Origin of the sequence: Prevotella veroralis DSM 19559 = JCM 6290 (genome assembly GCF_000377625.1) — a bacterium.
GTDB lineage: Bacteria > Bacteroidota > Bacteroidia > Bacteroidales > Bacteroidaceae > Prevotella > Prevotella veroralis.
In genome coordinates, this window is record NZ_KB898340.1 from 14,021 (window position 1) to 28,005 (window position 13,985).

12 protein-coding genes and 1 tRNA gene are annotated in these 13,985 nt (G+C 42.8%); 7 read left to right on the forward strand and 6 right to left on the reverse strand.

Going from position 1 to position 13,985, the window contains the following annotated elements; genetic code table 11:
* Positions 1 to 15 precede the first annotated feature (15 nt).
* Positions 16 to 1,029 carry a virulence RhuM family protein gene (locus D464_RS0111445; protein ID WP_018911497.1) on the forward strand — a complete coding sequence of 338 codons (1,014 nt, stop codon included), beginning with the start codon at positions 16 to 18 and terminating at the stop codon, positions 1,027 to 1,029.
* Positions 1,030 to 1,146: 117 nt separating this feature from the next.
* Here the strand turns inward: D464_RS0111445 and D464_RS0111450 are convergent.
* The 4 genes from D464_RS0111450 to D464_RS0111465 form a co-directional block, all read right to left on the reverse strand.
* Positions 1,147 to 1,234, reverse strand: a tRNA-Ser gene (locus D464_RS0111450).
* Between the two features lie 95 nt (positions 1,235 to 1,329).
* The gene (locus tag D464_RS0111455) at positions 1,330 to 2,181 is read right to left on the reverse strand and encodes a TatD family hydrolase (RefSeq protein WP_018911498.1); all 852 of its coding nucleotides are present in this window, start codon (positions 2,179 to 2,181) and stop codon (positions 1,330 to 1,332) included.
* A gap of 13 nt (positions 2,182 to 2,194) precedes the next feature.
* Positions 2,195 to 3,169: a polyprenyl synthetase family protein gene (locus D464_RS0111460; RefSeq protein ID WP_018911499.1), complete on the reverse strand. Its 975-nt coding sequence runs from the start codon at positions 3,167 to 3,169 to the stop codon at positions 2,195 to 2,197.
* Positions 3,170 to 3,264: 95 nt separating this feature from the next.
* Positions 3,265 to 4,062, reverse strand: coding sequence for an energy transducer TonB (locus tag D464_RS0111465; RefSeq protein ID WP_018911500.1), 798 nt, complete (start codon positions 4,060 to 4,062; stop codon positions 3,265 to 3,267).
* Between the two features lie 154 nt (positions 4,063 to 4,216).
* Between D464_RS0111465 and porQ the strand changes: the two genes are divergently transcribed.
* Complete coding sequence (gene porQ / locus D464_RS0111470; protein WP_018911501.1) at positions 4,217 to 5,161, forward strand: type IX secretion system protein PorQ; 945 nt, start codon at positions 4,217 to 4,219, stop codon at positions 5,159 to 5,161.
* A 729-nt stretch (positions 5,162 to 5,890) separates the two neighbouring features.
* Here porQ and D464_RS0111475 read toward each other — a convergent pair.
* Together D464_RS0111475 and recF are read right to left on the reverse strand one after the other, a co-directional pair.
* Positions 5,891 to 6,181 (reverse strand): DciA family protein, encoded by a 291-nt coding sequence (locus D464_RS0111475; protein ID WP_018911502.1) that lies wholly within the window; start codon positions 6,179 to 6,181, stop codon positions 5,891 to 5,893.
* A gap of 4 nt (positions 6,182 to 6,185) precedes the next feature.
* Complete coding sequence (recF, locus tag D464_RS0111480; RefSeq protein ID WP_018911503.1) at positions 6,186 to 7,292, reverse strand: DNA replication/repair protein RecF; 1,107 nt, start codon at positions 7,290 to 7,292, stop codon at positions 6,186 to 6,188.
* A gap of 183 nt (positions 7,293 to 7,475) precedes the next feature.
* On the opposite strand from recF, the gene D464_RS0111485 reads away from it, so the two are divergent.
* The 5 genes from D464_RS0111485 to D464_RS0111505 all read left to right on the forward strand — a co-directional run bounded on the left by D464_RS0111485 (position 7,476) and on the right by D464_RS0111505 (position 13,941).
* Positions 7,476 to 8,150 carry a tetratricopeptide repeat protein gene (locus tag D464_RS0111485; protein ID WP_018911504.1) on the forward strand — a complete coding sequence of 225 codons (675 nt, stop codon included), beginning with the start codon at positions 7,476 to 7,478 and terminating at the stop codon, positions 8,148 to 8,150.
* Positions 8,151 to 8,158: 8 nt separating this feature from the next.
* Complete coding sequence (gene ribH / locus D464_RS0111490) at positions 8,159 to 8,635, forward strand: 6,7-dimethyl-8-ribityllumazine synthase (protein ID WP_018911505.1); 477 nt, start codon at positions 8,159 to 8,161, stop codon at positions 8,633 to 8,635.
* 209 nt (positions 8,636 to 8,844) lie between these two features.
* Complete coding sequence (locus tag D464_RS0111495) at positions 8,845 to 11,076, forward strand: GH92 family glycosyl hydrolase (RefSeq protein ID WP_018911506.1); 2,232 nt, start codon at positions 8,845 to 8,847, stop codon at positions 11,074 to 11,076.
* A gap of 753 nt (positions 11,077 to 11,829) precedes the next feature.
* Entirely contained in the window at positions 11,830 to 12,576 is a 747-nt protein-coding gene (locus tag D464_RS0111500; RefSeq protein WP_018911507.1) for a cell division ATP-binding protein FtsE, read from the forward strand.
* 45 nt (positions 12,577 to 12,621) lie between these two features.
* The gene (locus tag D464_RS0111505; protein ID WP_018911508.1) at positions 12,622 to 13,941 is read left to right on the forward strand and encodes an aspartate kinase; all 1,320 of its coding nucleotides are present in this window, start codon (positions 12,622 to 12,624) and stop codon (positions 13,939 to 13,941) included.
* The last annotated feature ends 44 nt before the right edge of the window (positions 13,942 to 13,985 follow it).

Genomic DNA, 13,985 nt, shown 5'->3' on the forward strand with positions numbered 1-13,985 from the left:
AATTTATTCATAAAAATGACAGGAAGGAATAATGAAGGGCACCTCATCATCTACCAAGATGATAACGGTTTAGTAAAGGTGAACGTGCGCTTTGCTGACGAGGATGTGTGGCTCACGCAGGGCCAGTTGGCCGAGATTTACGATACTACGCAACAGAATATAGCCCTGCATATCAAGAATATCTATGCCGACAAGGAATTGGCAGACGAGGCAACTCACAAGAAATACTTGTTAATTCGGCAGGAAGGTAATCGCAATGTGCAACGCAACATTGACCACTATAATCTTGATATGATTATAGCTATTGGGTATCGAGTACAATCGCAAGTAGCGACACGCTTCCGCCGTTGGGCAACAGAGCGACTACATGAGTATATCCAAAAGGGCTTTGCGATGGATGATGACCGATTGAAGCAAGGCGGTAATCGCTATTTCAGAGAGTTGCTGCAACGCATTCGGGACATTCGGGCTTCGGAACGCAATTTTTACCAGCAGGTAACGGATATCTACGCCACATCTGTGGATTATGATCCACGCACCGATCTCACACGCACTTTCTTTGCGACAGTGCAAAACAAGTTGCATTATGCCATACACGAGCATACCGCTGCCGAGATTATCTATGACCGTGTGGACTGTGATAAACCCTTTGTGGGCATGACCAATTTCAAGGGGGACTATATCACCAAAGACGATGTAAAAGTAGCCAAGAACTATCTCACTGAAAACGAACTGCAACGGCTCAACCTGCTTGTGTCGCAATTTTTAGACTTTGCCGAGTTTCAAGCCCTTGAAGAACGTCCCATGCGAATGACAGACTGGATAGCCGCTCTTGACAACCAAATCATTGCCCTACAACGCAAATTATTGGAGGGTAAAGGCAGTGTGTCGCATCAAGAAGCCATAGAAAAAGCCGAACGAGAGTTCAATATCTATCGCCAAAGAGAAATGGCACAACTTAAAAGCGATTTCGACAAAATGGTGAAACGCTTGCCAAAGCGTGGCAACAGTTCATCAAACATAAAATAATAAATCTGCTTACACTCAATTCAACCTCATTAAGGTGTAGCATTTTCTTTGCAATAGAATATTTGGGTGTAGAAAAGGGTGTAAATCACGTAACTCGTTGATTTACACCCTTGTTTGCGGAGAGAGAGGGATTCGAACCCCCGAAACGATTTCGTCGTTTACACGCTTTCCAGGCGTGCCTCTTCAACCACTCGAGCATCTTTCCTAGTTGTTTTGCATGTTAGAGAGCATTGATTCGCGAAAAACTGATGTGCAAAATTAATCGTTTCATTCTATAGTCTCATTAAAAGATGAGAGTTTTTAATATTCTTTAATATCTCTACTTGAGGTCGCCCCTTGCACTTTAATGCCGAAAATACGTGCTACATTCTCATTTGTTTGTCGTGCAATTTCCTCTTCATCAACACCATAGCTCAATGCAAGCGTTTGCATTACTTCAACCACAAATGCACTTTCATTACGTTTACCACGGTATGGAACTGGTGCCATGTAAGGGCTATCAGTCTCTAAAACGATACGATTCAATGGAACAGCAGCTGGCAGATCCTCACGCAAATGACTACTCTTAAAAGTAGAAACGCCCCCTATCCCTAATGCAAAACGATCAAAACGAAGGAAGGCTTCAGCCTCTTTTTGATTACCAGTAAAGCAGTGGAAAACACCACCAGGAAGCTCCTTTTCATGCGGACGCATGATATGCAACATCTCATTCTGAGCCTTCCTACAATGAATCATCAAGGGTAGTTGCGTCTCAACACTCCACTTGACAGCCTCCTCAAAAGCAGCAAGTTGCTGTTGTTCATAGTCACGCGACCAATAGAAGTCAAGCCCAACTTCACCAATAGCGATGAACGTTTCTCCAGGTAAAGCTGTACCATCAGTCTGCTTTTTAATAGACTCTTTTAGACGAGCATACATCTTTTCGAGCACCTCCTGCCAATCATCACGCACCTCTTCTGGCTGTAATCCAATCATTGGATAGCATATATCAGGGTATTGTCTACAAACAGCTAATATATTATCTACCGACTTTAAGTCGACAGAAGGTAGGAATATCTTCCCCACCCCAGCCTCTTTTGCACGCATGATAACCTCTGAAAGATCCTCAGAAAAGTCCTCTACATCTAAATGAGCATGTGTATCTATTATCATTGTTATCAATTAGTTAGCGTTGACGATGCAACATTCTTTGAGCATAAGAAACCAACTCTTGTTTACGTTCATCAGACACCTTCACCGCAGCAAGGTACTTGTTTGCCTCTTCAAAATAGTAATTAATGCGATCAATAGCCAACTTATCTACACCTATCTTATTATATAGCTTGGTCACAGCAGCAACCTTTTCATCACGGTTAAAATGCTCAACTGTGACCCATTTCACCAGTTCCTTACGTTGCCGCGCATTAGCTTTGTTGAACGCATTGATTAGCATATAAGTCTTCTTATTAGACGTTATGTCCCCTCCAATCTTCTTACCGAACACCTTCGGATCACCATATACATCGAGGTAATCATCCTGCAATTGGAAGGCGAGACCGACCTGTTCTCCAAATTTATAAAGGCTCTCCGCATCCTCTTCTGGTGCATCTGCAAGGATGGCACCAATCTTCATTGCGCATGCAAGGAGGACGCTCGTTTTCAGTCGAATCATCTCTATATACTCCTCTTCCTTGACGTCGTTTCGGGTCTCAAACTCCATGTCATACTGCTGCCCCTCACCTATCTCCAAGGCTGTAGTAGTGAATAGTTTTAACACCTCGCGCAAGTGTTTATCACTACACTTAGCCATTCGTTCAAAAGCGAGGACAAGCATGGAATCACCCGAAAGAATGGCAGTGTTAGCATCCCAACGCACATGAACCGTCTGCTGACCACGCCTAAGTGGAGCATCATCCATCAAGTCGTCATGCAATAAGGTGTAGTTATGATAAGTCTCAAGAGCACATGCTGGCGATAGAATTGACTCTGGATCCTCCTTAAAGAGATTGTAAGAAAGAAGCATCAATGTCGGTCGAATGCGCTTGCCACCAAGTGAGAGTACATACTTGATAGGCTCATATAAGCTCCATGGTTTGCGATTATATGAGATGTTATTTATATAATCATTTACTTTATACAAGATATCATCAGCAGTAAACATATAGGATTATTTTAAGTTGGTTGATTGTTATCATTCATTCACTTATCGGTAGACTCTCATAGACACAGCCCTACGCTCTATCCGAAAATCTCATATCACGAGAGCTTGAAGACGATTGGAATCTCCACTAAAGAGCGACACTTCCTACCCTTCTGAATGCCCGGTTTCCAATTGCCCATGGTCTTCAAGACACGTAATACTTCAGCATTTAGCACTGGATAATGCCCACTCTTAATCGTAACATCACCCACAGAACCATCCACATTAATGATGAAAGTAATATTGACAATGCCTTGCATCTCCTGACTCTTAGCCTCTGCAGGATATTGCAATGTCTTGGTAAGCCATTTCATAAATTCCACCCAGCCACCAGGAGGCGTCGGCGTATCAGAGAGAATACGCTTACTAATCTTATCATCATAGCGTTCCACCTCCACTTGCGATGGGTCATCACTCATCTTCTCTGTCACCTTCTTTGCATCTTCTGTCACCTTGGGAGGATCGGGCAAGGTGGTCACCATCGGCATAACAATCGGCACATCACTCACTTGCGGAGCGGCTGTCTTCTTGTCATTCGAGTTCATATTACCCGCGTTGTGAGGTGTCACCTTGTTAGGAACATCCCTACGCTTGAGATTCAAAAGATCCTCTATCGTAGGCTTCTTATCGTCTTTCGTCTTAGCTAAGTCCTGCTGATCAATGGCAGGCAACATATCCATATCGTGAAGTGTCACATTCTTAAAGGGCTTCACGTTAGTATCATCATCGCTCGAAGGATTGGTGTTGTACTCCATAGCAACAAAGAAGATTGATAAGGCAACGATGATTCCTAACAGGAAACCAATCCATCGCTTATTCTCTAAATCTGCCTCTTTAGACTTTTTTATCTCCACTGTTAGATACTAAAACTATAGCTCTTGCCGTTATACGAAATACTGCTCAATAACCAAGAAGCATACCTTCTACCATTTAAGCAGTTCCAAAGACAAAAGTAATAAGATATTCGGAAAAAGCCGTAACTTTGCCCGATAAATTAATTTAGATTAAATGAAAAAGTTCGTTTTAACGCTCATCTCCACCCTACTCACTTGTATAGTATGGGCACAAGAGAGCCAAACTGAATACAACTTCTTACGTCTCCCCGTTAGCGCGCATGCAGCGGCTTTAGGTGGAGACAATATCACGATTATTGAAGATGACCCTACTTTGATGTTCTCTAATCCTGCCTTAGCATCATCAGTAAGCGATAAGACAATTGGTCTAAGTTATATGAATTATATGAGTGGAGCCAATTACATGGGGGCTTCTTACACCAAGGCACTCGGTGAAAAGGCTACGATTGCAGGCGGAGTACAGTACATGAACTATGGAAAGATGAAGGAGTACGACCAGAACAACATGCAGATCGGAACTTTCAGTGCTAGCGAGATCGCCATAGAAGGTGTCTTTGCATACGAGTTGGCGCATAATATTGTGGGTGGAATAACGGCTAAATTCATCAATTCTTACATTGGTAACTATAGTTCAATGGCTGTGGGAGTTGATCTCGGAGTCAATTGGTATGAGCCCGATTATCAATGGTCTGTATCGATGGTAGCCAAGAACCTGGGTGGACAAATCAAGTCTTATGAGGAGAACTATGGAAAGATGCCAATTGATGTACAGGTCGGCGTGAGTAAAACCTTTGCTGCACTGCCTGTCAGAGTGTCTGCAACTCTTGTAAACTTGACGCATTACAATTATCGATTTATCAATCACTTGAACCTCGGAGCAGACCTTCTTCTGTCCGATAATATATGGGTTGGTGGTGGTTACAACTTCCGTCGTGCTGACGAAATGATGATTGGAACCAATGAAGATGCCAGTGCGCATGGTGCAGGCTTCAGCGTGGGAGGAGGCATTAACCTCGAACGCTTCAAGCTCAATCTGAGCTATGGTAAATATCATGCAGCAAGTAGTTCGATCTTAGTCAATCTATCTTATTCGTTCTAAATAGGCGTTTCATTTAATCTAAAATTATGATTAGGTAGAGTTGATGAATATACAGGTCGACAAGTGAATAAATTATTAGTGCTATTGGAGTTAATTGCCACAATATAGGAGTAGACGCATCACTAATATCCACAAAAAATTAAGATTCATTCTGTATTGAAAGTCACGCTACGTAGTCCTTACATCTACATCTTCCTACTTCGCCTATCTTTATCATCTTTCTTGATAATTTATCACACTCGTGCCTATGCTTAACACCATCAGTGTTCACCATCAACACCACCTCATTTCACGCTCTTCTCAATCATAAACATAGACAAAGGGCGCAACAAGTGATTGTTACGCCCTTTGTCTACCCACATCTTTGTGAGTGATTGAGCTTGATTTTTGGGTTGCCGCCTCACGGCGTCACCCAATCATCTTGCATCAGTGTTATCCTTTAATCAATCTTATTTATTACCTCAACTAAACCTATTAATATAATCCCGAACAATCTCTTTTGTTCTACCTTAATGCTAAATAACTAAAAACCTAAATCTATTTTTACTAACCTAAACAATCTATTTTATCTCTTTTGACAATGCAAAGGTACGATTGTTTGCGCACACATCAAAACAAATCAGCGTTTTTTATTCTATAATTCGTATTTATTGACATGAATCAATAGTTCTTACACGAATATTAAAGGAATTGACCTTGAGGATAACAAATATTCACGTTCTGTGCAAGTTAGTAGAATCTCACCTCCGTGATGACCATAGAACCAACAGCAGTATTGAGTTTCTTCACTAATTCCGACTGCATCATACTAAGGTCGGCACGCAAGGCTGGATTGATGATCTTCACGAATAAAGTTTGATTTCGTATGAACTTCTCTTGTGTGTAACGTGCAACGGTCTTCCCCGCAACCCCTTCCCACGCCCCAATAAGGCGTTTTTGCAATAGCGGTGCTTCGAGTCCTTCCTGTCTTAAAATCTGATTCAACAAGGTATCTAAGGTTTGAACTTTCCGTCTGAACATAATCTTATCCCTCCTTCTCCTTTATCTCTCCCCCTTCAACTGAGAATATCTTATAACTAAAACTACTACCTTGAAGAATCTTATCAAGGTGGTCTCGGTTCGTATCAGTGATGAAGATCTGACCGAAGTCATCGCCTGATACCAAGCGAACAATCTGCTCTACCCTACTGCTATCGAGCTTATCAAAGATGTCATCTAGCAATAATAAAGGTGTATTATTCCCCGATGTGCGGCGCAGGAAATCAAATTGAGCCAGCTTCAAAGCCAATACGTATGTCTTGTTCTGCCCTTGGCTCCCCTCACGACGGATAGGATAATCGCCCAACTTCATTACCAAATCATCCTTGTGAATACCATGTAGTGAGTAGCCCATGATACGATCCTTTGCCCTATCTCGGCGTATCACAGCCAATAACGAACCACGTTGACAATGTGAGACATACTCTAATGACACCTGTTCTCGGTTCTCACATATCGTTTGATAAATGCGTTGGAATACAGGAGTAAGCTCTTCCACAAATGCAGCTCGCTTTTTATAAATAGCTTCCCCATACTCTGCCATCTGCATCTCGAGCAACTCCATGAGTGTAGAATCAGGCTCTTCCTCTTGCTTCAAAAGTTTGTTACGCTGTTGTAAAGCTTTATTGTATCTGTTAAGGTCTTCTATATAAGGTGTATCGTATTGAGAGATAACAACATCCATAAGCCTCCTTCGTTCTTCACTTCCACCATCAATTAGGGTTGCATCTGCGGGCGAAACAAAGATAAGAGGTACCTGTCCGATGTGCATTGAGAGGCGTTTATATTCTTTTTTATTACGTTTGAAATGCTTCTTTGTACCACGTTTCATACCGCAATAAACCTGTTCCTTGTCTCCACCATCAGTGGTGTAATCACCTTCCAAGACGAAGTAATCCGCATCATGACGCATCACTTCGGAGTCTTTCGGATTAAAGGCACTCCTACAAAAGGATAGGTAGTAAACAGCATCCAATAGATTGGTTTTACCCTCGCCATTATGCCCTATGAAACAATTAAGCTTAGCCGACAAGTCCAATGTGGCTGCTTCTATATTCTTATAGTTTATGATAGAAAGTTTGTTTAATTGCATCTCTTCTGTCTTTAATCACGCTCTTCTCCTCCCCTATCAATCATCTGCAAAGATACCCCTTTTCGTATCAATAAAAGAAAAAAGTCGTTGATAAATTTCAATATATCCATCTTTTTACGTACTTTTGCTGCGCTATTATGCACACATAAAGTATAGAAAGAAACAAAACATTATAACTTTAAAATGGCAAACAACAAAGAACAGGGTACTTATGAAAATACCCTTAACAATTCCGAAGCCGCATTCTTGAAGTACAAGAAGCAAATCGCTATTGCAGTCATCGCTATTATCGTAATCGTTGCAGGTGCTATCCTTTACAAGAATTACATCTCTGCTCCACGCGAGGCAGAAGCCAGTACAGAACTTGCAAAGAGTCAGATGCTCTTCAATGCACAGCAATATGACAAGGCATTAACTGGTTTTCAGAAGGTACAAAGCGACTACAGTAGTACTGATGCGGGGAATCTTGCAAACCTCTATGTGGCTCTTTGCTATGCACATCAGGCTAAACCAGACTGGACTAAAGCCTTGGAAAATGCAGAGAAGTTCGATACTTCTGATGATGAAATGATCAGTCCAGCCTCACAAATGGCTCTTGGTGACATCTATGCGAACACTAATCAGCTCGACAAAGCTGTCGACTGCTTCAAAAAGGCAGCTGATATGGCTAATGCGCAGGCTGAAGGTAACATCAACCTAACGATTGCTCCATTAGCATTACGTAAGGCTGGTATCCTCTTGGAGAGCCAAGGTAAGAAGGCAGAAGCACTTGACATCTATAAGAACATCAAGAAGACTTATGTCAACTCTCCTATCTTCCAGGATATTGATAAGTACATTGAACGTGCTTCTAATTAATCAGTAACATGTCAACAGAACTTCATCATCTGTCAAACTACGATGAGCAAAGTGTGCCAGATGCCAGTAACATGTGCTTTGGAGTTGTCGTTGCAGAATGGAATCCAGAGATTACTGGGGCATTGCTTGACGGTACTGTCCGCACATTGGAGAAGCATGGCGCTATCCCAGAGAACATTCACATCAAGACAGTTCCGGGTAGTTTTGAGCTCATCTATGGTGCACAACAGATGACAAAAAACGATGGCTTCGATGCTATCATCATCCTCGGAAGTGTTATCAAGGGTGAGACTCCTCACTTCGATTACATCTGTCAGGGGGTTACCTATGGTATCGCACGTTTGAATGCATCGCAAAACATCCCTGTTATCTATGGTCTTCTCACCACAAACGATTTGCAACAAGCAAAGGATAGAAGCGGTGGGAAACTTGGAAATAAGGGTGACGAATGTGCGATTGATGCTATTAAAATGGCAAAGTTCTAGGCACTTTATCGAATAAGAGATAATTATTTAAAGGCAACAGAATGTGGAAGTCATCCGCTATCTGGTGCCTTTTTTCATACTTCTAAGCATATCTTGATAATATTCCTACATCACTTTTATGTGGAATGGAGCTTTTATTTGTACATTTGTAACTGATACCTATGTGGCAGAATATCAGTTTTCTATCGAAATAACATAAAAACCTATATATGAAGAGATTGTTATTCATTACACTCGCAATGCTATCTTACATTATAAACTGTAATGCCGTAGTTGTGAAAAGCCCCGTTGATTATGTCAACCCATTGGTAGGCACAGCCTCAAAAAGAGAACTATCAACGGGCAATACCTATCCCGCAATAGCATTACCGTGGGCTATGAACTTCTGGACAGCACAAACCGGAAAGATGGGGGACGGCTGGACTTACGTTTACGGAGCCGATAAGATACGGGGTATTAAGCAAACGCACCAACCCAGTCCATGGATAAATGACTATGGGCAGTTCGCTTTCATGCCTATAACAGGCAAGAAGGTGTTCGACGAGGAAGGGCGAGCTAGCTGGTTCTCACATAAGGCGGAGACTGCTACACCTTATTATTATAAGGTCTATTTAGCCGATTATGACGCTACGGTAGAGCTTTCTCCGACCAACAGAGCAGCCTCTGTTCGAATCACCTACCCTACTACTAACGAGGCTTACTTCCTTGTCGATGCCTTCGATAAGGGCTCTTCTGTGACGATACTACCTGACAAACGCACCATTGTAGGCTATACGACAAAGAACAGTGGTGGTGTTCCTGATAACTTTAAGAACTACTTTGTTCTCCGTTTCGACCATGATTTCATTTATAAAGGATGCCTTTCTGATGGTAAACTAATCGATCATCAGCTCTCTACGACATGCAACCATGCGATGGCAGTAGTAGGTTTCCAGACCAAGAGAGGCGAACAGATAAACGTACAAGTAGCCTCTTCTTTCATCAGTGAAGAACAAGCCTTTCGTAACTTAAAGGAGGTAGAAGGAAAGTCATTCGAGCAAGTAAAGGCTGAAGGAAAAGCTGAATGGAACAAGGTGTTAGGGCGCATTGAGGTGGAAGACGATAATGTGGATCACCTCCGCACATTCTATAGTTGTCTTTATCGTTCCGTACTTTTCCCTCGTTCCTTCTATGAGTTTGATGCTGAGGGAAAGCCCATTCATTATAGTCCTTATAATGGAAAAGTACTCGAAGGGTACCTCTTCACCGATACTGGATACTGGGATACTTTCCGTTCATTGTTCCCCTTGCTCAACCTTATCTACCCTTCTATGAATGAGAAGATGCAGGCTGGTTTAGTCAATGCTTATCGAGAGAGTGGATTCTTACCAGAGTGGGCTAGCCCCGGACATCGTGATTGTATGGTGGGCAATAATTCTGCTTCTGTGGTGGCAGATGCCTATATCAAGGGACTTCGAGGTTATGACATTGAAACGTTATGGAAGGCTGTTGTGCATGGAGCTAACGCTGTTCACCCCACTATCAGTTCGACTGGGCGCAAGGGATTCGAGTATTATAATCGGTTGGGATATGTGCCTTATAATGTGGGTATCAACGAAAGTGTCGCTCGCACCTTGGAGTATGCTTATGACGATTGGTGTATCTATCAGTTGGGATTAAAGCTAAGGAAGAGTGCCAAGGAACTGCAACCTTTCAAGGAGCGAGCCATGAACTATAAGAATGTATTTGATAAAGAAACGTGCTTAATGCGTGGTCGTAATGCGGACGGGAGTTTTCAGAAGCCCTTTAACCCATATAAGTGGGGAGATGCATTCACCGAAGGTAACAGCTGGCACTACACCTGGAGCGTGTTTCATGACCCGTCTGGTTTGGCACAACTGATGGGTGGTTACGATAAGTTCAACACGATGTTGGATAGTGTATTTAACCTACCGCCTGTATTCGACGATACCTATTATGGCTTCACTATTCATGAGATTAGTGAGATGCAGATAATGCACATGGGCAACTATGCACATGGTAATCAACCTATCCAGCACATGATATATTTGTATGATTATAGCGGTCAACCATGGAAGACACAGTACTGGATTCGCGAGGTTATGAATCGATTATATACAGCGCAACCAGATGGTTATTGCGGTGATGAAGACAATGGTCAGACCTCCGCTTGGTATGTTTTCTCGGCCTTAGGATTCTATCCCGTATGCCCTGGAAGTACACAGTATATGATAGGAACTCCTTATTTCCACAAGGCAAAGATACATCTGGAAAATGGCAAAACCATCACTATTTGCGCCGAAAATAACAATGACGATAACCGCTACATACAGCATATAACGATGGACGGACAGCCTTATCCGCATTATTATTTAGAGCATGATAAGTTAAAGAAAGGTGTTTCCCTCAACTTCATGATGGGTGAACGGAAGCCAATTTAGATGGTTATTTACAATCAAAATAATACCCAAAAGTAGGGACAGACGCCCTCGTCTGTCCGCCAGAACACGACCTATAAAAAGCCTCCCAAGCCTCTCCAAAGGAGGGGATGTTACCTAACGAAATGCCAAAAGGGGACGAAAATGCGGACAGACGAGGGCGTCTGTCCCTACCATGTGGAACTCTCTCAATTTGACGAGAGCCTCTCCTTAATTTGAAGAAGGCGTTCCTTCGATGTGACGAAACGCCCTCTTTGCAATCAAGAGACGCCTTCTTTGTTATCACGAAACGCCTTCTTTAGATAAAGAGGATGCAACATAGTAGGGACAGACGCCCTCGTCTGTCCGCCAGAACACGACCTATAAAAAGCCTCCCAAGCCACTCGAAAAGAGGGGATGTTACCTAACGGGATGCCAAAAGGGGCAGAAAGGCGGACAGACGAGGGCGTCTGTCCCTACTTGTAGCATCATATCAAACAGAACTAATAACCCGTTTACTTATCAACTCGTCAACTTGTTGACTCTACCTAATAACTCATTTACTTATCAACTCGTCCTCTCGTCAACTCTACCTAATCACAATTTTGAATTATGAACTTTGCATTTTGAATTATCAAAGGGTGTCTGCTTTAACTTTTTTCACCATCATAAAGATAGGAATCAGAAGTTTTTTACTATCTTTGCAAGAACTTAGTGTACCCCTCCTAACAAGGGTGTAACAATAAATTCGATAATCATAAACCGCAAGGAATAATCATGTTAATAGATTATAAGAAGGCTAACATATACCAAGATGAGCGTTTGATCCTAAAGGATGTGGACTTCCAAGCAGAAGAGGGAGAGTTTATCTATCTCATTGGACGCGTTGGTTCGGGTAAGAGTTCGCTATTGAAAACAATGTACGGAGAGCTTGACATTGATTGTGATGACGCCGAGAAAGCAGAGGTGTTGGGCGTATCTGTACTCGACATAAAGCGTAGTCACATCCCTGCTCTGCGTAGGCAGATGGGCATTATATTTCAGGATTTCCAATTACTACACGATCGTACGGTAGCAAAGAACCTGGGGTTTGTGTTGCAAGCTACGGGTTGGACGGACAAAAAGAAGATTGCCCGACGCATCGAGGATGTGTTGGTTCAAGTGAACATGATGGATAAGAAGGATAAAATGCCGAGTGAGTTATCGGGCGGCGAACAGCAACGTATTGCCATTGCACGCGCTTTGCTCAATGAGCCGAAGGTGATTATTGCAGATGAGCCAACGGGTAATCTCGATCCTGAAACAGCTGCCAACATCGTTAGCATACTGAAGGCTACATGTCAGGCAGGCACTACGGTCATCATGTCTACGCATAACATCAACCTCTTGAGTCAGTTCCCCGGTAAGGTATATCGCTGTGGGAATGGTGAACTAAGCCTACTCGAAGATGGCAACGATGCTCGAGATCTTAGTGAGGAGACGGCTCCGATTGAAGCAGTCGTCGAACCGATAGAGAACGACTAAGCTCTGGAAGGAGTACAACCATACAACAGAAAGATAAGACGAAACATGAAAGTAATGAAATTCGGAGGTACATCTGTGGGCTCACCAGAGCGTATGAAGGGTGTAGCCTCATTGGTAACGAAGTCGGGGAAGCCAACGTTTATCGTGCTATCAGCTATGAGTGGGACGACAAACTCACTCATTGAGATCTCTAATTACTTATATCGTAAGAACCCAGAAGGTGCTAACGAGGTGATTAATAACCTTGAACAGAAGTATATCGGACACATAGAAGCGCTCTACTCTACCGATGAATACAAGCAGAAAACACGGCTGTTTATCACAGAGAAGTTCGATTATCTACGTTCGTTCACAAAGGATCTTTTCACCTCATTCGAGGAGAAGAACATCGTAGCACAGGGTGAGATCCTATCGACCAACATGGTTGTCAACTATCTTCAAGAGCAAGGGGTAAAGACTATATTACTTTCAGCACTCGACTTCATGCGCACCGATAAGAACGCAGAACCTGATCTCCCTTATATTAAGGAGAAGTTATCTGCTATCATGAAGGAGCACGAGGGCTATCAAATCTACATCACTCAAGGCTTCATCTGTCGCAATGCTTATGGCGAGGTGGATAATCTTCAACGTGGCGGTTCGGACTATACAGCATCGCTCGTGGGTGCTGCCATTGATGCAGAAGAGATACAGATTTGGACAGACATAGACGGTATGCACAATAATGATCCACGTGTGGTAGATAAGACAGAGGCTGTTCGACAACTCAACTTCGAGGAGGCTTCGGAGCTAGCCTACTTCGGGGCGAAGATCTTACACCCTACATGTGTGCAGCCAGCAAAGTACTCTGGCATACCCGTTCGACTGAAGAATACGATGGAGCCAGACGCTGAAGGCACCATAATAAACAATGTTCTTGTTAAGAGTAAGATAAAGGCCGTCGCTGCTAAAGATAATATAACTGCAATCAAGATAAAGTCTAGTAGGATGCTTGGAGCATCTGGTTTCCTACGCAAAGTGTTTGAGATCTTTGAGAGTTATCAGACCTCCATTGACATGATAACGACAAGTGAAGTGGGCTTATCAATGACCATTGAGAACGCTAGTCACCTATCAGAAATAGTCGACGAGTTGAAGAAGTACGGTACAGTAAGCGTCGACTCGGATATGTGCATAGTATGTGTGGTGGGTGATCTCGACTGGAGTAATGTAGGCTTCGAGACGCTTGCAACAGATGCAATGAAGGATATTCCGGTGCGTATGATCAGCTATGGAGGAAGCAATTACAACATTTCTTTCCTTATTAAAGAGGCTGATAAGAAGCGCGCCTTGCAATCCTTATCAAAGGTTCTCTTCAATGAATAATAGAAGAAGGAGGGCTTATTACATGTGGATATGACATCTGACTT